We start from the raw sequence: 19133 nt of genomic DNA on the forward strand, positions 1-19133 counted from the left end.
TCTATCCCTTTGCTGTCTGTCTCAACAATAACGTCTTTCCATTTCGGCTGAATTACACCTTCAATGGGAACTTCATCACCAGCAGCAAAATAACGCTGCCCACTTTCCCCATACTCTCGAATTAGTTGTAGCTTTGAAATAAAGTTTGAGCAAAAAGATCTCGCAAATCCTTATTTTACGATAAATAAGAAGAATCCATTTGAAAAAAAGATTAATCAAAAAGGATTCTTCTTTAGCAGATTTAAGTTTGGTTTTTATAAAAAAGTTTGATCATTTTCTACCTGTGTTGCTCAACAATCGCGCCCGATAATGGAATGAATAGAATATTAATTTAAAGGTTCTAATTTCATCATTGCACCAAAATATTGTGAAGCAGTTGTAAAAGAGATAAATGCACATAATTCACTTATTTCCTCTTCAGTGAAATATTCTTTTAAAATATCAAAAGATGAATCAGCTATGTCACCCTTTTGTTTTAAAAAGACTTCTGCAAATCCTACTGCAATAGAAGTTTTTTCATTAAACTTATCTGGATCAGGTTTTCCTTTCGCCTTACAATACTCACATCCGTTACTTTGGGCTAATGTTCTCCTTACTTGTTCCTTTAATTCAGATGTTAGTAGTCCATCTTTTTCTAACACATTTCCTAACTGATTCCATCCTTCCATTACTTCTTTATTATGCCCCAATAGTCTCTGAAAATGTGTTTCCCCGAAATTAGATCCAACAATCCTTGCCATATAGGTACCTCCCTGTTATATTTAATTACAAATTAATTATAAAAAATAAAATCACTAAAACAAATTAAATTTATAACGATTATCAAATTAATCTTTTATAAAATTAACGATTATTGGGGATAGACTTTAAAAATGAAAATAGATGATATTGATAAAAAAATTTTAGATGAACTACTTAATAACAGCCGTCTATCAATGAGCGAGCTTGGGAGAAGGGTGAATCTGTCCTCCCCATCAGTAACAGAACGGGTAAGGCAAATGGAATCATTTGGAGTTATAAAAAAATATACTTTAGAAGTGAATTATGAAAAATTAGGTTTACCAATCCAATGCATAATTGAAGCAACAGTTAAAAATGGTGACTATAAATCTTTTAAAAATTATATTGAGAAACTTCCAAACGTCGAATTCTGTTATCGAATAGCAGGAAGTGCGTGTTATATGCTTAAAATGCAATTTGAAACGTTCGATAAAACAGAAAAGTTTATTGATGAAGTAAATCCAATCGCACATACTGTAACACATTTTATTTTTTCACAAGTTTCAACATATTTAAAAATTAATATGGATTGATAAGTTTTCAGTCAAAAGCAATACTCTTTATTTACCAGACAGTTAATTGAAATAGCATGCTTAAATAATAATGGAAATTCTTGAACGAGTTCCTGCTTATTCCACAAAATGGCCCGATTCTGGTATAACCTTATTCAATAATTGCGCCCGATTCCAGAAGACTATAGATTTCTAACCTTCGGCATCTGCCTTTGTTCTATGAACAGTACCAAAAGGATGATTAGGTGGTGCATAAATTGAATAAAGCTTTAACGGTATATTACCTGTATTGGTTACATTATGCCAAGTATTGGCAGGTACTATAATGGCAAAATCATCACCCGCATTTCTTACAAAATTCAGGTTATCTTTACTCTTACCCATCTGAACAAGTCCTTGACCTTCCTCAATTCGTAGAAATTGATCAACCTTAGGGTGAATTTCCAACCCTATATCATCTCCAACGTCAATACTCATTAAGGTCACCTGCAAATGACTTCCGGTCCATATAGTATCTCGATAGGTATTATTTTGTTTAGCAGCCTGATTGATATTTATTACAAAAGGTTCTTTTCCATGGTCATTTAATATGGAACTAGTATATCCCTGAGTGTTTGGATATGACCAATATTGATTTGCATAGCGCCTAGCATATGACATATTTCCATAGCCAAGACCAAACATATTATCATGATTACACATTTGCCCATTACTATAATAAGTGTTCGAATAATAAGGATACATATAAAAAGGGTTATTCATTAAAACATACCTCCAAAGATATATGATTATAAACCCATCATATGTCCCGCGGATTTAGAAGTTCATTGCTAATTCTTATTCCGTTATCTGGCCCGATTGCGGAATGAAAAATTCCTGCATTGATACAGGAATTTTAATCAAACTTTATTATAAATTATCGAACTTTTTTACAAATTAGCAGACTTTATTTTAAATCAACATTAGTTGGATAGCCTCGATAATCGGCTGATGAACTTGATTATTTGAGCGAAAAGTAAGGTTGTTTAAAATTTTAGAAAGGGACTTTCGATAATGACCTTGGTAAGAAGCGTGCATTTTCGTATAGATTTTTTCTTTGTATTCCCGGTTATTTTTTGTCATGTCCTTAATAATATCCCGAATCATATCAGAGCTAACAATAGGGAATAGAGTATCTTGAATGACCCCTTCTGGGTTATCTACGGTCGCTTTTAATAAATTGACAATATGTTTATTTTTCCCTTGGACTCTTTCTAATTCTTCTACTGCTTCTTTTCGGGTTGTATTTTTGGCCTTATTTCCGAATTTTAGCGCAATTTCATCCAATAAATCAGCTAAATAATCAATGACTTCCTCATGACGATGCGAAAATAAAATGGCAAGAAGGGTATAGCGTATAGGTGCAGGGTGAGCACGCAATTCCGTTACGGTTTCGGTAGCTGCACGTAGTCGATATTTTTTTACTAGTTTAGGAGACATCTGTTTACATAAACCATCAGGGATTTGAAGATGTTGAATGGCTAATAGTTTTTTGATTTCCATTTCCATCGTACTTACACTTGGTTTGCCTGGAGAGGATAGCAACTGGCGAAAGGTTAAAATGTCGTTGTTTTCTTCATCAGGAATTTTAGCTTCGAAATAACCATCGGACCCTTCATCAGAGTGTGATTCAAGAAAGGCATCTAATCGTGAACAGGTCTTAGGAGAAAGTTGTTGATAGGTCATTTTATATAAATTCTTTTCAAAATGATCGATAGCAGATTCAATCATTCGCTTCAAACTTCCTAATGAAGGAGGTTCAACTTTCCACGTACGAAAGAAACTGTATGCTTGATTTTTCAAGTAGTCGGTATCATGTGTAAACTGAACCTGTTCTCCTAACCACTCTGCGAAGAGATGTTTGTCGTTTGCAGTAAGTTCTCGAAATCCAAAAAGGTTACGTATTGCCTTTCGATGTTCCGTATAACTTCTTTCTTTTCCACCCCAACCATAGTTGTCAAAAAAGTCCTCTACCGAAGCATCTACTTGATCAGCTACATGTTGGACAACTTCTTTGGGCACATCTTGCTTCTTGTTAGGAAACTGTGCTTCCTGTTGGAAATATTTAAGAAGGACAGCAAACCCTAAACGGTTTGCGCTTGTTTTCTTACTTAGCACTAAGTGATTTTCATTTGGCAATAAACTAAAATGTTCATCGAGTTCATTTTGATTCCAATTTCTCTTCAATGGTTTCCCTCTTCTCACTATGTCATTTTATAAACAGTATAAATTTCGACATAGTGAGCTATCAACAATACTTATCGAAATTATCAAAAAACAACTTTACTTTTATTGGAAATAATCTTGCGGACTAGAGCAGCTACCCTGTCACTAAGCCTATCGGAAGGAAACAAATAGTTTGTCCTGATTCTATCAAAAGGTTTATTTTTTGATACCAACATTTTTAGGCATGAAATGTCGGCAATTATTATCTATTTTGTTTTAAAGTAAATATTGAAAGGGAGTAAACTTATGGATTGGCTAGAAAGAATGAACAATGCGTTAAACTACATTGAAAATAGCTTGAATGAAGAAATAGACTACAAAGAGATTGCAAAAGCAGCTAATTGTTCTGAGTTTCATTTTTCAAGAATGTTCTCTTCAATCTCAGGTATATCGCTATCAGAATATATTAGACGTAGACGGTTAACACTCGCAGCATTTGAAATTCAAAAAAGTGATATTCGGATCATTGATGTGGCAATTAAATATGGTTATGTTTCTTCTGATACTTTCTCACGTGCTTTTCAAAAAATGCATGGAGTAACCCCTTCCAATGCTCGTAATAGAGGGGTACAGTTAAAAGCCTTTCCCAGAATTTCCTTTCAAATTTCTATTAAAGGAGATACCGAGATGGAGTACAGAATTGAAAACCTTGATTTTGAATTAAGAATTGTTGGAAAAAGTAAGCCAGTAAAAACAAGCAGAGCATTTAAAACAATCCCTACGCTTTGGAACACTGCGAAAAAAGATGGATTTATGCAAGAACTAGTAGATATGTCATGGGAAAATCCAAAATGCACGCTTGAAAGCCTTCTGGGGGTTTGCGGAAAAGAAGCTGCCATAACAGATGAACAATTTTCCTATTTCATGGGCGTAAGATACGATGGGGAATCCCCAGAAAATATGGAGACGCTTATTATTCCCGCAAGTACATGGGCAGTTTTTCCGAACATAGTGGATGCATGGAAACGTTTATATTCCGAGTGGGTCCCTACCTCCGAGTATGAACTTGCAAATTTACCGTGTATAGAATGTTATTACGGTCCGAAGCATAAACCAAGACACGAACTCTGGGTCCCTGTTATCCCGAAGTAAATTACATATTCAGTAATAGAATGCTGTTTATGGAGTAACGAAAAAAGAGCCTAATTTCTCAATTTAGGTGATGGGAAATCAGGCTTTTTATATTGGAAATTCCTTATCGTTGTAAATCCGCATTTTCCTGACGCTACCCCTTTTAGTCTTGTCAGGTTATTATTCATCAACGATTAAGTCTTTTTATTCTCCTAAAATAAGTGTTACTATTTGATAGAAATCTCGTTGGGCAATGAGAAAGTGGGGATGATTTTCGTCATCTAATAACATGATATAAGGCTCTTCTTCTTCAGGAATAATTAATACCATTTCGTTGATAAAATCATTAAACCATTTGTTTTTCACAGTCAGTGATGGTGCCAACGGAATCCGAACCATATAGCCGTCTTTCGGCATAGGATTAATTTTCACATAGATTCCATTGATTGATTGTAGAATGGATGTTGCTTCTTTTTGTATTTGTTCATTTGGGGTTCGTTTTTTTACAACGTCGTTGACTTCTACATCAAACAATTCCACTTGAGGAAGTCCTTCAGCAGCAGTTGTTGAAGCAAAGGATAATAATAGTGCGAAAGAAAGTAAGAACATCGTTTTTTTCATAATAATCACCTCTTTTATTAACTTTTCCATCAAGATTTTTTTTACTCTTAAATGTGTATTTATTATTTTAATTACTATTGAATATTTGGAACATAGTTCATTTGAATTATTAGTTAAACAAAAAAACCAATCTAAGATGTAAACTCAGATTGGTTTTTTTGTTCTTATGCTTGTAATGATTTTGCTTGCATTTCGTACATTTGTTCGTATATCCCACCAGCTGCAATGAGCTCTTCATGACTGCCTTGTTCTTTGATTTCACCTTTATCTAGAACCAAAATGCGATCAGCGTTTTTAATCGTAGACAGTCGATGAGCGATGATAAAAGTTGTTCTTCCTTGTTTTAATACATTCATCGCGTTTTGAATAATTTCTTCTGTTTCTGTATCGATATTGGATGTCGCTTCATCGAGGATTAAAATCGCTGGATCAAAAGCAAGCGCACGCGCAAACGAGATTAATTGTCTTTGACCGGAAGATAAAGTACTTCCTTTTTCAATCACCGGTTCATCTATCCCTTTTTCCAAATGTGATAACACACGATCGGCACCAACTGACTGAATCGCATGCTCCACTTTTTCTCTTGTAATATTAGGTTGATTTAAACTTACATTCGAAGCAATTGTCCCGGTAAAAAGGTACGGGTCTTGTAAAACAATCCCCATATGTTCACGAATGGTTTGTCGCGGTATTGTCGTAATATCCATCCCATCAATATAAATTTTCCCGATTGTTGGATCATAAAAGCGAAATAATAAATTCATAATCGAGCTTTTTCCTGAACCTGTATGACCAACGAGCGCAATCGTTTCTCCCTTTTTTGCTTGGAATGAAATATCTTTTAAAACAAAATCAGGCTCTTTATATGCGAAGGATACTTGATCAAACACCACATGCCCTTTATATTTTGGTATCTTTTCATTAGATACCTTCTCACCTTTTAGTGCTAAGACTTCAAATACACGATTACCGGCAACGAGTGAACGTTCCATTTGCGAAAATTGATTAACAATATTTGTAATCGGATTGAATAGTCTTGTTAAATAGTCAACAAACGCATAGAGTGTTCCAGCTGTCACTATTTGTGTACCACTAAACGATTGTGTACCAAAATAAATGATAAAACATGTAAATAACAGTAGCCTTAACGTATTTACAAGGTTATGAGAAGTAGCAGAATCAAGAATAATCAGCTTTCTCTCATACTGATAATGTTCTTCATTCATATTATCAAACTCTTTCGTCATTTGTTTTTCTCGACGGAAAGCTTGGATAATGGTCATTCCTTGAATTGATTCATTAATCATTGCATTAATATCAGCGATTTTTGTGCGAATAACGTCATTATACTGTGAAGCATACCTTCTATATACAATCATCCAAATATAAACGATTGGTATCATAACGAGTGCGATTAAAGCCATTTTCCAGTTCAATATGAACAAGGCAATATAGACTCCTGTTATAGAAATGGCACTTGTTGCAAAACTCGAAAGTACTTGAACAAATAAGTTTCTTATTGCCTCTGTATCATTTGTCACTCTCGCAACGATTTTACCAGATGGTAATTGATCAAAGAAACCGATTGGTAATGTTTGAATATGCTTGAATACATCTTTTCTTAATGCTTGAATAATTCTATTCGAACCCTTTTGTAATTGTAAATACATAAAATAACGGAAAATAGCCGTACAAATTGATAACGAGAAATATAGGATGAGTAAATATAGAATTGGTGTAAAGTCAAATTGGCCGACTGTCATATGATTATCAATGATATGTTTAGCGATAAAAGGGCCGGCTAGGTCAGTGAACACCGCAATTGATAGGAATAACAACCCGAGCAAAATGGTGCCTTTAAACCTTAGCGCATACGATAATAATTGTTTGCCTGTGCTCATGTATTCGCCCCCTCTAGCTGTTGGCGTACATACTGCTCTTTATACCAACCATCTTCATGAATTAAATCATCATGTGTACCTACTTGTGTAATTACCCCATTATCTAAAACAATAATTTGATCGGCGTGTTGAATACCTGATAGACGGTGGGTTGTAATGATTGTCGTTTTTCCCGCTCTTTCGTTTTGGATATTGCTAATAATTGCAGCCTCTGTTTTTGCATCAACAGCTGATAAAGAATCATCCAATATTAATATATCAGGATCTTTAATTAACGCCCGCGCAATCGATACCCGCTGCTTTTGTCCCCCTGATAAAGAAACACCTTTTTCCCCTACTAGCGTATTTAAACCGAGTGGAAGATAAGCTAAATCTTTTGTAAAAGCAGCCAAATCAATCGCTTTTTCTATTTCTTCGTCTGTGGCATCTTCTTTACCGAATAAAATATTTTCTTTAATAGTTCGAGAAAACAGCACATGACTTTGCGGTACATAGCCAATCCAATCTAATACTTGCTCTTTCGTCTGTTGGGAGAGATCGATATCATCAATTGATATTCCACCTTCTCCTAAAGGATACTCCCTCAATAATTGGCGAATGAAGGTCGTTTTCCCTGCACCTGTTTTCCCAACAATCCCTAACGTTTCCCCACTGCTTAAGCTTAAATTAATATTTGCGAGGTTAACGACTTTACTCGTAGGGTATTGAAAGGTTAAGTCTTGAAATTGTAAAGTATGGGGCTTATCAACTGCAAAAGGTTTTGTTGGCGGCACGATATCCGCTTCATAATTCAATGTCTCTTGCACCCTATCTAAAGACGCGTTCCCTTGTTGCATGACATTGATTAACTCACCAATGGCAAAGATCGGCCAAACCGCTAATCCTAAGTAAACATTAAAGGTAACTAATTGCCCAACAGATAAGTCTCCATTTGCCACTAATACTGATCCATAACCGAGGGCGACGATATAACTAATGCCTGTTCCAATTGTGGTGATTGGGTTAAATAAAGCATTTATTTTTGCGGTATGCATATTTTTCTCATAAACATCTTCACTCATATCAGCAAATCGTTTTTCATCTGCCTTCTCTTGCACATAAGCACGAATAACTCTAACACCAGAGACAGATTCTAAAACACTATCATTCATCTCGCCAAAAGCATCTTGTGCTCTCATATACCTTTCATGGACAAGCTTGCCGTAATATTGAATTAATATTGCCATAACCGGGACAGGTAACATGGCGAAAAAAGTAAGTTCCCATGAGATCATGAAGCCCATCGCTAAGATAATACCACCGAGAAAGAAAGTGGAGTCAATCAATGTCATAATGCCAAACCCCGCTGTTAATGAAACGGCATTCAAATCATTAGTCGCCCTAGCCATAAGATCTCCTGTGCGATTTTTTTCATAAAAAGTCGGTGTCATGCGCAGAAATTGGCTCATTAATTTCCTCCGCATTAACCGTTGCAAGTTGACGGAACCTTCGAATAGACCGTATTGCCAAAAGAAATTTAACATATAGCTTAAAATAATAATACCTAAGAAAACGGCTACATACTGAATTAATAACTCACGTGTCATTTCACCTTCTGTAATATAATCAATAATGACCCCAATTAAGTACGGTGGAATAATTTCTAATACAGTAGCTAACATCAATAATAGAATAGCGATACCGTATTGCTTTTTGTATTTTTTGAAAAACCAAGCGAGTTTCTTTAACACATCAAACATTTATTACACAACCTTTCCTCTCTTGCTGACTAATTTCTCTACCCACAACCTATACGCTGGTTTTTTAATAGTAATATTCTTTGCTTTCTGTTCATCTTTAACATCCCCTTATCTTTATGCAACTATCTATTAGAAAAACGTGACTTGCGCGCAATTTTTAAAAGCAAGTCTTCGTTTATCTTCCTTTTAAAAAAGAAAATGCGACCCCAAAAGAGGCCGCATTTCTCTTCTAAGGTATGAACGTGTTGCCATACCTCCATTCATTAAAAAACATAAAGCATTATCGAAAAAAAGGTAAGGACGGATATGTATTTGTTTTCATGAATGCCTTCACTCTTGCTTTCATCGTCCTTACCTCCTCTCATTTGTAAATAGCGTCTTTTGAATATTACCACTATTTACATATTTATGTCAATATGTTTTTTTAATGACATTCTGTTTGAATGCCTGTCTACTTCAACCGCCATATCAAAAAAATCAGATAAAGTTTCACTCGTAAGCAACTCGGATGTATGCCCACTTTTAAATACCGTACCTTCTTTAATTAATAGAGATTTATTAAAAATAGAAATAATTTCTTCGATATGATGGGTCACAAAAATAATGGTCGGTGCTTCTTTTGATTTTGAGATACGAGCAATTGAATCTAGCAACTGTTCACGAGAAACAAAATCTAATCCCGTTGTTGGTTCGTCAAGAATGAGCAATTGCGGATGGGCCATTAGGGAGCGAGCGATTAATATTTTTTGTTTCTCTCCTTGGGAGCAAGTTTGGTAAATGTCATGCTGCAAATGGGTTAGATGAAATTGCTCTAACCATTCATTTGCCTCTTTAACATCATCGGTTGATGGTTCTTCATAAAGTCCGATAGAAGCATATTTTCCACTAATAATAATATCTTGTACCCGCTCATATGGGCGAATTTTCTCTTGAAAAGAAGATGATACCCATCCAATGGATTGCCTTACTAGCTGTAAATCGACTTTACCATATGTATGACCCAGTACTGAAATGTTTCCACTGGTTGGCCATATATAGCCCATAACCATATTTAATAATGTGGTTTTTCCAGATCCATTTAAACCAAGCACTGCCCAATGATCCCCTTTATTTACTTGCCAATTCATATTTTTTAAGATGAGCTCCTGATTTCTTGACCAGTAGACATTTTCTATTTGAAGCACTGTATCCATCCTTACCCTCCCGCAAAACTAAAAATTGTGATATTTTTATAATAAAAAAACAGAACGGCGCTTATAGCTTTTGCCCGTCCTGCTCATGTAAATTATCTATTTCACTCATAAAAACTGTTAGGGATACCTGCGAATTTACGCTTATGATATAATAACGGTTCTTTTTTATTGCTTTCAATATCAATCACTTTTCCAACTAATATACTGTGGTCGCCAGCTTCAATGGTGTCATGCATTTCACATTGAAATACACCAGCGCAATCAGCAATAATTGGTAAACCATTGACTGATTCGGACCAATCCGTATTTTTAAAACGATCAAGACCTTTTGAAGCAAATAATGAACAAACTTCTGCTTGGTCATGAGCTAATACATGAACAGCAAATTTTTTCGTTTGCGTGAACTTTTCATAAGAAGATACTCTTTTATCAATTGACCACAATAATAACATTGGATCTAATGAAACAGAAGCGAATGAATTAACCGTTAAACCGATAGGTGTGCCTTCTTCGTCCATCATTGTGACAACCGTGACACCAGTAGGGTAATTACCCATGACTTCTTTAAATAAATCTGTTTTACTCATGATTCTTTCCCCTTTCATTCTCCTCATAACCCCCTAAAATTTGTACTTCTCTTTCTAACTTTACACCAAAATTGGCAAAGACTTTTTCTTGTACAAGATGAATGAGCTGAATATAATCACTAGCAGTCGCTTTATTCTTATTCACCATAAAACCTGCGTGTTTTGTAGACACTTGCGCGCCACCGACCGTTAACCCTTGTAAACCGCTATCTTGAATCAACTTCCCGGCGAAGTATCCTGGAGGTCGTTTAAAGACACTACCACAAGAAGGATACTCTAATGGTTGCTTCGATTCTCTCGCAAAGGTAAATTCATCCATCTTTGCTTTTATGTCTTCTTTATTTCCCTTTTGTAACGTGAATGTCGCTTCTAGAACAATTAGCTTTTTCTTAGCAAATGCACTTGTACGGTAAGCAAAATCAAAGTCTTCTGATGTTAAAGTTAATAACTCCCCTTCCATATTTAAAGCAATGACCTTTGTTAATACATTCGAGATTTCACCACCGTATGCCCCTGCATTCATAAATACAGCACCGCCAACACTTCCTGGTATCCCACATGAGAATGCTAACCCCTCAAGACCGTGTTCATAAGCTGTACGAGAAACATGAATAATTTCAGCGCCACTTCCTGCCTTTATTTGTTCACCTTCAACAGAAATATCGTTAAAATGATCGAGGTTTAACACAATACCAGGTAAACCATGATCACTAATAATGACATTTGCTCCTTTCCCAAGTAAGGTTAGAGGAATCTTTTTATCGTAGGCAAATTTTACAACCTTTTGTGCGTCTACAGTATTGCTTGGCTGCACGAAAATTTCCGCCTCACCACCAACCTGTATATATGTATGTTTAGACATCGGCTCTTGATGATAGATATCACTATTCGTTAATAGCTGACGTAATGTTTCTTTGATGTTCATTTTTTTACTCCAATCTGTTATGCTTTACAAAAAGTCAATGCATTTTTATACTGAAAGGTATAAAAATAAAATAACATGAAATCATGTATTTATCTAGTACTTTGTGAGACGAAAGAAAGTGTGATGACTATGGGTTTAATATTACTAGAAATTTGCGACATGAACCTCTTGTCAGAAGAAGCGCTGCAAGCTTTATTAGAAAAATACCCCGAAGTAGCTGTTATGAGCTATGATTGTCAAAACTTATGTGGTCTTTGCAAAATGAGACCATATGCGCTCGTAAACGGACAAAGGATATTTGGAAAAGACTTGCCGGAATGTATTGAAAATATTCGCTTAAAAATAGAAGAGGAACTGGCATTGTTCGCATAATTCATTTTCACTGGAGCCTAATAACAGGCTCCAGATTTTATTTGTCTTTAAGTGTGATTCCGAATTGATCTTTAGCTAATTGTAAAAATTCAGCTGTTGTTACCTTTTTCTTCGTTATATTTCCACCTACATTTAGGGTATAGGAATTTTCTGTCAGCGTAACCGTTTCGTATTCTCTAATTGATGTGAATAGATAACCCTTATTAAAAGGTGATGATTCACTATGAATAATAGTGTCTTGTATTGTTGTTAATTCATCTTCTGATTGAACAATGTTTGCTAATGAGAATTTATATCCTGTTTTCCAATCATGCACACCATTTTTTTTCATATTTAGAATATATTCATCGTTATTGTATGTGATTCTAAAAAAACCGTTCGCTGATTTCACTTCTTCACCGTCTAACGGTACAGCTTTTAAAGGTAAATTATTGCCAAAGCCTGTGTCTACTAAAAATGGTTTATTTTTGTGAGTGAGAATGATAAATACATGCGTGTCCCCCGTTTTAGACCATGTTTGATTACTGTGATCATACACATTCCCTCTTACTAATTTTACATCTAATCCCTCATCTTTTAACACATAAAAAAGCAAAGGGTTCAAATGGTAACAAACACCACCAAACCCATTATTTAAACAAGTTTCTTCAATTAATTCTTTTGTAATCGGTGCTGTACTTCTCGCCATAATACTCGTGTTTTCAAACGGGAAGACATTCGTTGCTTTTCTTAAAACTTCATCCAAATTTTTAAATGTAACCTTCTCTTGAAAATGAATTTTCTCTTTAAACTTCATCGCCAAGTCTGTCATTGTTCATCATCCTTTAGTATAACTTCACTCTAATATAACACGCTTCGCTTATCTCATAAATGAATTTGCATAAAATTGGCTAACAGTGTATCTTTCTTATTCTTCAAATACTGTGAAATATTTAACAGCTAAACAATCATCCCTCATCAAAAACCAAAACACTTACGTGAACACCAATCACTTTGAATAAACCTTACATAATAAAGAGACAAACCGCTGACAATATAAGCAACAAAGATAGGAGGACTTCATTATGTTATCTGCTGAACAACTACATCATTTCAAGAATTTGTTAACACAATCTTTGAAGGAAAATGAAAAACAAATAGAGCAAAATCACCATTTCGGACTCCATGAAGAACAAAATAATGTCGGTCTATCTGGCGAATTATCTAATTACGATAATCATCCAGCCGATTCTGCGACTGAATTATATGAAAGAGAAAAGGACCTAGCGATAGACGATCATTATCGAGATGAAGTTGATGAAATTCGCGCAGCTCTTGTTGCTATAGAAAAAGGAACTTATGGAGTGTGTCAAGTTTGTCAAAAAGAGATTCCCATTGACCGACTTGAGGCAATGCCAACAGCGACAACTTGCATTGAACATAGTCAACAGCAGAACTTAAATGAATACAGACCCATAGAAGAGGAAGTCATTAATGCCAATGTCGAGGTACCGCATGATGATAATAATGGTTTTGATGAAGAAGATAGCTGGCAATCTGTTGCAAAATGGGGAAATTCAGATGGACCGTCAGATTTATACGATGCCCCAACAGATTATGATAAAATGTATCTTAATTCCGGTGAAAACGTTGGCTATACAGAAGAGTTCGAGAATAGTGTGGGCACGGATATCGACGGAAAAAACATCCAAATTTTTGACACAAAACAGTTACGTGCTTATGAAGATGCACTGGATGAAGAAGGAATCATGACCACTTTCGGTGATTTAAAAGCATATGAAGAAGAACCTTATGTTGATAATCAAGAAGATGAGCAATAATAAAAAGCGAGACAATGGCGTCTCGCTTTTTATTATTCACTGCTTTACTTCTCTTCTTTGGCGAGATCGATTATCATGACAATTAACACAAGTAATTGAATCAAGACATCGGCTTCGATTGGAATCATCCTCCTCCAATAGATGGTGAAGTTCATTCCTCCGTTTTATCTAAGAAGTAAAGACTTACGTTTCCCTTACTCCATCTATATGCATGAACCCATTCATTATGTCTCATTAAACTAGTAACCACTAGAGATATACGTTAAACTAAAGAAGATTATATACATAGGTGGGGAGAACAAATGACATTACGGGAAATTGAAAACCAATTGACAGAACTAAAAATGGACTATATGCGTTTACAAGATGATATCGAAAAATTAGAGTCATTTGGCCGTTCAGTTGAGAAACAAGAATTACGAATGAAAGAAATTGAAGAAGAACTACAAAAACTTAATCGTTTAAAAGCTGAGCTTGAGAAATAATTCTCTTTCTGCAATGGGAAATGGCGTGTTGTATATGCGCCGTTTCCATTAATTTGATAATAAAGGCTTCCCTCACTTTATTTGGGGGATGTGTTTGAGTAGATAAAGACAACTTGCACTAATTATCACTATTATATTGGATAGATGAAAATATTCATGAAAAGAAAATATCATCAAAATAGTCTTATTTTTCAAATTTATTAAATATTGCTAATAAAACGCAGATGGATATCTTGAGATAACATTTTTATCAGAGGTTGAACCTGGAGATTAACTACGAACCGGCTCCCTGTTTACACTGCACTATTTCCTCAACCTACCAAAGCAGATGAACCATATTTGATCGATTTTCTAACAAAGACAAAAAATATCCTGTAATGAATACAGAAACAACGTAACGTACTTACGAAATGATGTTGCTCTTGTTGTCATATAGCTAACGAAAAGTGGATGAAGATGAGCAGAAAGTCACAATATTTCTGGCGAATCAAATGATTATGAGGAAAGTTAAGGAGGCAACAAAAACGATGTCTACAGGAATGATTCACCATATTGAATTGTATGTGTCGGATTTTTTTCGCAGTGTAGCTTTTTGGGATGCATTACTATCAGAGCTGGGATACAGTCGTTTTCAAACATGGAAGCACGGTCAAAGTTGGAAAATAGAGAACAGTTATTTAGTCATTGTTCAAGCGGAAGAGAAATATTTAGACATTCCCTATCATCGCTGTCGCGTTGGCCTTATTCATTTAGCTTTTCATGCACAGTCACGAGAACAGGTTGATGTGATTACAGAAAAACTAAAAGAAAATCAAGTTACAATTCTCTATGAGGATAAGCACCCATACGCTGGTGGTTCAGGGCATTATGCTGTTTTTTTTGAAGACCCAGACCGGATGAAGGTGGAAATTGTTGCACCCGCACCATAGTTTCATCGTCATTCTCCACCATTTGTATACTTGTTATCACCCATCATCACATTTTTATCTTCTCCCCTGTTTACATTAGTGGGAGGCAAATATTTATGATGCCTCCTTTTTCTATCAATCCAAAAAGCCATACTAATTAAAAAAACCATGATAAAAAACAGCACCCACATTTATATCATCACCCTCTATTCAATAAATCGCCTTTTGTCTAATCCATTTGGTTGCCACCCACTTCTCTCCTTTTTGTACTGGTAAACTTGAATGTAATGATTTACGATCAACTTCACCTAGAGAATTACCATAGTGAAAAAAGACAGCCGACCCTTTCTTAGGGGTAAATGAAGCATTAATCTTTGGAAATATGGTTTCACCGCCTGATTCAACATCATTCAAATAGATAAGCATCGTTGCTATTCTTTGGCCGCCATTCCGAAGGTCTACACGGTTATCCGGGAAAAAATCAAAGTGAGATTTATATTCATCACCGACTTCATAATGCAATACTTGCAACCCTTCCCCATTTTCAATTGGATAAGAGGTCAGCAAACTGATTCTTTTTTCAATACGAGCAATAAAATCATCTTCTTGAAGGTTAAAGTACATCCCTTTACTCGTTCTACCAGCAGCAGCTTTTTCTGCTCCAGAATTCGCGTCTATGACTTTAGATGGCTGGAGGCGACTCTTCGCCCGTGCAATGAGAAAATCACATTCTTCATCTGATAATACATCGTCTAGTTGTACAATCGCTGGTTTGATAAATTTTGAGCGTACAAACACTTTTTGATTATCTACCACAATGGAATTGGGTTGTTCATTTAAATAGACAGATTCATAATGATAAGCAGAAGCACCTTTTATCTCTGAACTGGCAAACGCAATTTCAAACATTGTCTCATAGGCAAACCTAGCATCGAAACCTTTTTTAATGAGACCATTCGTAATCGCTAATGGACTCACTCCTTGTTTTAATGTATCAATAATCCAATCTTGTAGTTCATTTGAAATAGTTTTCATTTTTTCCAAAACAGACGTCAACTCCTCCCCTATTTTGACAATATGTTTTGTTGAGACTGAACAATCTTCATTAACTGCTCTGAAGAATAAATACAAACCCCTTGTTTCTCCATCTCAGTGATACATTTCATTGCTTGTGCTACATGCTTTGCTTCAATGGCATACTTCATTTTTTTCTCATCATTCAATAATGGCGACAAAAGTTGATACAGCTTTTTACCGGCAAGTTCTCCCCTACGCTTTTCTAATCGTTCTCCCATTAACAATGAAGGCCTTACAATCGATAACGCAGGTAATGACAATGTTTTTAGTTTATCTTCTAGTAAGCCCTTAATACGCGGATAAAACAATTTAGAACGAGCATTTGCATTGATAGAACTTATAATAACAAAATGTTCAACATCATGATTTTTTGCTAATTTAGCCATCGTATAAGGATAATCTACATCTACTTTTATCATTTTTTCTTTTGTTTTTGCTTTTTTAATGGTTGTGCCTAAACAGCAATAGATGTGATCAACACAAAAATGCTCAGCATATTCTTCTAAATAATCAAAGTCAATGACTAATTCAATCAATTTTTCATGTTTCATATGAAGCGGTGTTCTAACAACCGCAATCACTTTCTCATACGAACCTTGGAGTAATATTTTTAATAATTCTTGCCCGACTAGGCCTGTTGCACCTGCTATCAGCGCAGTCTTTCCCATCTTTAGATCATCCTTCTATTTTTTTTCCTTTCATTCTATGATACATGGAAACGGGTACAGATAAAAACAAAAAGTTTGAATTATTGTGCATTTGTTGTTTTTTTCTAGTCACGAAGCTTTTCTTTTTGCAAAAATAACATCATATGCCATAATATGACCATAACATTAAAGGAGGTACTACATGAATACAATTACTTTAAACAATGGAGTAGAGATGCCCCAACTTGGCTTTGGTGTTTGGCAAGTGGACAATGAGGAAGCAACCGCTGCTGTTCAAACAGCCATTGAAGTTGGTTACCGTTCCATTGATACAGCGATGATTTATCAAAACGAAGAAGGTGTCGGTAAAGCAATTAAAAACGCTGGTATTGCTAGAGATGATCTTTTCATTACGACAAAAGTTTGGAATACTGATCATGGATATGAACAGACATTAAAAGCATTTGACGAAAGTCTAGAAAAGTTAGGATTAGAATATGTTGATTTATACTTGGTTCATTGGCCAACACCACAATTCGATACTTATGTAGATACATATAAAGCATTAGAGAAATTATACAATGATGGCCGTGTAAAGGCGATCGGCGTCTGCAACTTTCATATTGAACATTTAGAACGTATATTAAATGAGTGTTCAGTGAAACCAGTATTAAATCAAGTCGAATGTCACCCCTATTTATCCCAAAACGAATTAAAGGAATTTTGTAAGAAACATGATATTTATGTGGAGGCATGGAGTCCATTACAACAAGGTGGGGAAGTATTACAACTTGATTCAATTAAAGCAATTGCCGACTCAGTAGGGAAAACCCCTGCCCAAGTAGTTCTTCGTTGGCATTTGCAGAATGATACAATTGTTATTCCTAAGTCAGTCACTCCTTCTAGAATCAAAGAAAACTTCGATGTCTTTGATTTTGAGCTTTCGCAAGAACAAATGGCAACCATTAATCAACTTAATCGCAATGAAAGAAAAGGCCCAGATCCATCTGACATGAATGTTCGCTAATATTCTTTCATCAATAGATAAAAGAGGTAAGTGCTAAGATATTTTTATATTCGCACCTCCCTCTTTTTTTTATTCCATAAAGGCGTCTTCAATATTATATAGGGCTAAATCAATATCTAATTCTTCGCCACTTACAAGCTTTGCTAATTGTGCACCTAAATACGGACCAGATGTTAATCCAGATGCCCCTAACCCATTGGCAGCATACAGTTTCTCGTATCCAGGTACTTGACCTATAACGGGTAAAAAACCTGGTGTAAACGGCCTAAATCCTACTTTTGTTTCAATAAGAGTTGCTGCTTGTAAACCCGGTGCCACAGTCAACGCTTTAGATAAAACTTCAAGCACGCCCCCCGCTGTCACATTCGTATTAAACTGATGTTCATCCTCATGTGTCGCTCCAACAACGACTTTACCATCATCAAAAGAGAGTAAATAATGATTTGTTGGCGGTTGCACCACGGACCATTCAGATGTATCTGCGTCAGGTACGTGAAGATGAGCAATTTGTGCTTTTTGAGCGCTCACTTGAAAATTGAGCCCTATTGGCTCTAATAATTCCTTCGCCCAAACGCCAGCCGTTACGATGATTTTATCCGCATGTAATAGCTCTCCATTCACCTTTACCCCTTCAATTTGACCACTATCATTCACTAAAGCAGCTTCACCATGAATCATATCTGCACCATATAATTCAGCAGCTTTAAGCAGCGCCTTCCTAAGTTTACGCCCATCTACTCTAGCCGCTCCACTCACATATACAGATTGAAAATCATTCGACAGTGGCGGAAAAGCACCTCTCGTTTCTTCTTGATTATAACTTTTAATTTCTTCTATTTCTGGTGCATCTTCTCTCCTTTTTAACGCTCGTTCTATCATCTTTTCAAGTTTTGTTTCGTCGTGATGTAAACTAATCGCACCTACTTTTTTATAACCGGTGTCTTGATCAGTTTCTGCTTCAAGTGCTGGGATTAATTGTTGATAATACTTTGCTCCCCCTTTAGCAAGCTGATACCACGCTTTGTTTCGCCGTTGTGACAACCATGGACAGACAATACCTGCGGCTGCTTCTGTCGCTTGGCCAGCATCTTGCCGGTCGATAACCGTCACCTTAAAACCTGCTTTCGCTAAATGGTAAGCAGTAGATGCTCCAAGTATGCCTGCTCCAATCACTATCATTTGTTGCATATTTTTTCCTCCATC

20 protein-coding genes and 1 pseudogene are annotated in these 19133 nt (G+C 35.7%); 7 read left to right on the forward strand and 14 right to left on the reverse strand.

Going from position 1 to position 19133, the window contains the following annotated elements:
* Nucleotides 1–326: 326 nt before the first annotated feature.
* Nucleotides 327–740, reverse strand: coding sequence for a carboxymuconolactone decarboxylase family protein (locus tag H9655_RS11435; RefSeq protein WP_116354206.1), 414 nt, complete (start codon nt 738–740; stop codon nt 327–329).
* Nucleotides 741–872: 132 nt separating this feature from the next.
* Here H9655_RS11435 and H9655_RS11440 point away from each other — a divergent pair, with 132 nt between their 5' ends.
* Nucleotides 873–1313 (forward strand): Lrp/AsnC family transcriptional regulator, encoded by a 441-nt coding sequence (locus H9655_RS11440; RefSeq protein ID WP_116354207.1) that lies wholly within the window; start codon nt 873–875, stop codon nt 1311–1313.
* Nucleotides 1314–1484: 171 nt separating this feature from the next.
* Here the strand turns inward: H9655_RS11440 and H9655_RS11445 are convergent, their stop codons facing one another.
* The gene (locus H9655_RS11445) at nt 1485–2054 is read right to left on the reverse strand and encodes a cupin domain-containing protein (RefSeq protein ID WP_223254522.1); all 570 of its coding nucleotides are present in this window, start codon (nt 2052–2054) and stop codon (nt 1485–1487) included.
* A gap of 198 nt (nt 2055–2252) precedes the next feature.
* Nucleotides 2253–3518: pseudogene (locus H9655_RS11450) on the reverse strand (DUF4158 domain-containing protein); the annotation flags it as partial.
* 285 nt (nt 3519–3803) lie between these two features.
* Between H9655_RS11450 and H9655_RS11455 the strand changes: the two are divergent.
* A complete protein-coding gene (locus H9655_RS11455; protein ID WP_010731423.1) occupies nt 3804–4649 on the forward strand; it encodes an AraC family transcriptional regulator in 846 nt (281 codons plus the stop codon).
* 183 nt (nt 4650–4832) lie between these two features.
* Here H9655_RS11455 and H9655_RS11460 read toward each other — a convergent pair whose 3' ends face one another.
* The 6 genes from H9655_RS11460 to murB all read right to left on the reverse strand — a co-directional run bounded on the left by H9655_RS11460 (nt 4833) and on the right by murB (nt 11594).
* Complete coding sequence (locus tag H9655_RS11460) at nt 4833–5249, reverse strand: hypothetical protein (protein ID WP_191814042.1); 417 nt, start codon at nt 5247–5249, stop codon at nt 4833–4835.
* 164 nt (nt 5250–5413) lie between these two features.
* Nucleotides 5414–7150, reverse strand: a complete 1737-nt coding sequence (locus tag H9655_RS11465) for an ABC transporter ATP-binding protein (protein WP_191814044.1) — start codon at nt 7148–7150, stop codon at nt 5414–5416.
* Nucleotides 7147–8889, reverse strand: a complete 1743-nt coding sequence (locus tag H9655_RS11470; RefSeq protein WP_191814046.1) for an ABC transporter ATP-binding protein — start codon at nt 8887–8889, stop codon at nt 7147–7149. The genes H9655_RS11465 and H9655_RS11470 overlap by 4 nt, the downstream gene beginning before the upstream one ends.
* A 398-nt stretch (nt 8890–9287) precedes the next feature.
* Complete coding sequence (locus H9655_RS11475; protein WP_191814048.1) at nt 9288–10082, reverse strand: ABC transporter ATP-binding protein; 795 nt, start codon at nt 10080–10082, stop codon at nt 9288–9290.
* A 101-nt stretch (nt 10083–10183) separates the two neighbouring features.
* On the reverse strand, nt 10184–10669 hold the full coding sequence (locus tag H9655_RS11480; protein ID WP_225230593.1) for a flavin reductase family protein: 486 nt from the start codon (nt 10667–10669) through the stop codon (nt 10184–10186).
* Entirely contained in the window at nt 10662–11594 is a 933-nt protein-coding gene (gene murB / locus H9655_RS11485; protein WP_191814049.1) for a UDP-N-acetylmuramate dehydrogenase, read from the reverse strand. The genes H9655_RS11480 and murB overlap by 8 nt, the downstream gene beginning before the upstream one ends.
* Before the next feature lie 75 nt (nt 11595–11669).
* Here murB and H9655_RS11490 point away from each other — a divergent pair, with 75 nt between their 5' ends.
* Nucleotides 11670–11966, forward strand: a complete 297-nt coding sequence (locus H9655_RS11490; protein WP_318245477.1) for a DUF1450 domain-containing protein — start codon at nt 11670–11672, stop codon at nt 11964–11966.
* Nucleotides 11967–12003: 37 nt separating this feature from the next.
* Here the strand turns inward: H9655_RS11490 and H9655_RS11495 are convergent, their stop codons facing one another.
* Nucleotides 12004–12777 (reverse strand): arylamine N-acetyltransferase family protein, encoded by a 774-nt coding sequence (locus tag H9655_RS11495; protein ID WP_191814053.1) that lies wholly within the window; start codon nt 12775–12777, stop codon nt 12004–12006.
* Between the two features lie 253 nt (nt 12778–13030).
* On the opposite strand from H9655_RS11495, the gene H9655_RS11500 reads away from it, so the two are divergent.
* From H9655_RS11500 to H9655_RS11510, 3 genes are all read left to right on the forward strand, one after another.
* Nucleotides 13031–13786 (forward strand): TraR/DksA C4-type zinc finger protein, encoded by a 756-nt coding sequence (locus H9655_RS11500; RefSeq protein WP_191814055.1) that lies wholly within the window; start codon nt 13031–13033, stop codon nt 13784–13786.
* Between the two features lie 302 nt (nt 13787–14088).
* Nucleotides 14089–14271 (forward strand): SE1832 family protein, encoded by a 183-nt coding sequence (locus H9655_RS11505; RefSeq protein WP_191814057.1) that lies wholly within the window; start codon nt 14089–14091, stop codon nt 14269–14271.
* Nucleotides 14272–14798: 527 nt separating this feature from the next.
* Nucleotides 14799–15200 carry a VOC family protein gene (locus H9655_RS11510; RefSeq protein WP_191814059.1) on the forward strand — a complete coding sequence of 134 codons (402 nt, stop codon included), beginning with the start codon at nt 14799–14801 and terminating at the stop codon, nt 15198–15200.
* Nucleotides 15201–15208: 8 nt separating this feature from the next.
* Here the strand turns inward: H9655_RS11510 and H9655_RS22425 are convergent, their stop codons facing one another.
* From H9655_RS22425 to H9655_RS11520, 3 genes are read right to left on the reverse strand one after another with little or no spacing between them, the layout of a single operon-like run.
* Nucleotides 15209–15349: a hypothetical protein gene (locus H9655_RS22425; RefSeq protein WP_225230594.1), complete on the reverse strand. Its 141-nt coding sequence runs from the start codon at nt 15347–15349 to the stop codon at nt 15209–15211.
* A gap of 40 nt (nt 15350–15389) precedes the next feature.
* The gene (locus H9655_RS11515; RefSeq protein WP_191814511.1) at nt 15390–16214 is read right to left on the reverse strand and encodes a 2OG-Fe(II) oxygenase; all 825 of its coding nucleotides are present in this window, start codon (nt 16212–16214) and stop codon (nt 15390–15392) included.
* Between the two features lie 29 nt (nt 16215–16243).
* Entirely contained in the window at nt 16244–16924 is a 681-nt protein-coding gene (locus tag H9655_RS11520; RefSeq protein ID WP_191814061.1) for an NAD-dependent epimerase/dehydratase family protein, read from the reverse strand.
* Between the two features lie 181 nt (nt 16925–17105).
* On the opposite strand from H9655_RS11520, the gene H9655_RS11525 reads away from it, so the two are divergent.
* Nucleotides 17106–17930, forward strand: a complete 825-nt coding sequence (locus H9655_RS11525; protein WP_191814063.1) for an aldo/keto reductase — start codon at nt 17106–17108, stop codon at nt 17928–17930.
* A gap of 69 nt (nt 17931–17999) precedes the next feature.
* Here H9655_RS11525 and H9655_RS11530 read toward each other — a convergent pair whose 3' ends face one another.
* Nucleotides 18000–19118: an NAD(P)/FAD-dependent oxidoreductase gene (locus H9655_RS11530; RefSeq protein ID WP_191814065.1), complete on the reverse strand. Its 1119-nt coding sequence runs from the start codon at nt 19116–19118 to the stop codon at nt 18000–18002.
* Between the last annotated feature and the right edge of the window lie 15 nt (nt 19119–19133).

Origin of the sequence: Cytobacillus stercorigallinarum (assembly GCF_014836495.1) — a bacterium.
In the GTDB taxonomy this organism is placed as follows: Bacteria; Bacillota; Bacilli; order Bacillales; family Cytobacillaceae; genus Cytobacillus; species Cytobacillus stercorigallinarum.

Excerpts from the sequence above, each read along its gene's own strand:
- H9655_RS11435 (WP_116354206.1), bottom strand. The coding sequence starts at position 740 with ATGGCAAGGATTGTTGGATCTAATTTCGGGGAAACACATTTTCAGAGA.
- H9655_RS11440 (WP_116354207.1), top strand. The coding sequence starts at position 873 with ATGAAAATAGATGATATTGATAAAAAAATTTTAGATGAACTACTTAAT.
- H9655_RS11445 (WP_223254522.1), bottom strand. The coding sequence starts at position 2,054 with ATGAATAACCCTTTTTATATGTATCCTTATTATTCGAACACTTATTAT.
- H9655_RS11455 (WP_010731423.1), top strand. The coding sequence starts at position 3,804 with ATGGATTGGCTAGAAAGAATGAACAATGCGTTAAACTACATTGAAAAT.
- H9655_RS11460 (WP_191814042.1), bottom strand. The coding sequence starts at position 5,249 with ATGAAAAAAACGATGTTCTTACTTTCTTTCGCACTATTATTATCCTTT.
- H9655_RS11465 (WP_191814044.1), bottom strand. The coding sequence starts at position 7,150 with ATGAGCACAGGCAAACAATTATTATCGTATGCGCTAAGGTTTAAAGGC.
- H9655_RS11470 (WP_191814046.1), bottom strand. The coding sequence starts at position 8,889 with ATGTTTGATGTGTTAAAGAAACTCGCTTGGTTTTTCAAAAAATACAAA.
- H9655_RS11475 (WP_191814048.1), bottom strand. The coding sequence starts at position 10,082 with ATGGATACAGTGCTTCAAATAGAAAATGTCTACTGGTCAAGAAATCAG.
- H9655_RS11480 (WP_225230593.1), bottom strand. The coding sequence starts at position 10,669 with ATGAGTAAAACAGATTTATTTAAAGAAGTCATGGGTAATTACCCTACT.
- murB (WP_191814049.1), bottom strand. The coding sequence starts at position 11,594 with ATGAACATCAAAGAAACATTACGTCAGCTATTAACGAATAGTGATATC.
- H9655_RS11490 (WP_318245477.1), top strand. The coding sequence starts at position 11,670 with ATGAAATCATGTATTTATCTAGTACTTTGTGAGACGAAAGAAAGTGTG.
- H9655_RS11495 (WP_191814053.1), bottom strand. The coding sequence starts at position 12,777 with ATGACAGACTTGGCGATGAAGTTTAAAGAGAAAATTCATTTTCAAGAG.
- H9655_RS11500 (WP_191814055.1), top strand. The coding sequence starts at position 13,031 with ATGTTATCTGCTGAACAACTACATCATTTCAAGAATTTGTTAACACAA.
- H9655_RS11505 (WP_191814057.1), top strand. The coding sequence starts at position 14,089 with ATGACATTACGGGAAATTGAAAACCAATTGACAGAACTAAAAATGGAC.
- H9655_RS11510 (WP_191814059.1), top strand. The coding sequence starts at position 14,799 with ATGTCTACAGGAATGATTCACCATATTGAATTGTATGTGTCGGATTTT.
- H9655_RS22425 (WP_225230594.1), bottom strand. The coding sequence starts at position 15,349 with ATGGTTTTTTTAATTAGTATGGCTTTTTGGATTGATAGAAAAAGGAGG.
- H9655_RS11515 (WP_191814511.1), bottom strand. The coding sequence starts at position 16,214 with ATGAAAACTATTTCAAATGAACTACAAGATTGGATTATTGATACATTA.
- H9655_RS11520 (WP_191814061.1), bottom strand. The coding sequence starts at position 16,924 with ATGGGAAAGACTGCGCTGATAGCAGGTGCAACAGGCCTAGTCGGGCAA.
- H9655_RS11525 (WP_191814063.1), top strand. The coding sequence starts at position 17,106 with ATGAATACAATTACTTTAAACAATGGAGTAGAGATGCCCCAACTTGGC.
- H9655_RS11530 (WP_191814065.1), bottom strand. The coding sequence starts at position 19,118 with ATGCAACAAATGATAGTGATTGGAGCAGGCATACTTGGAGCATCTACT.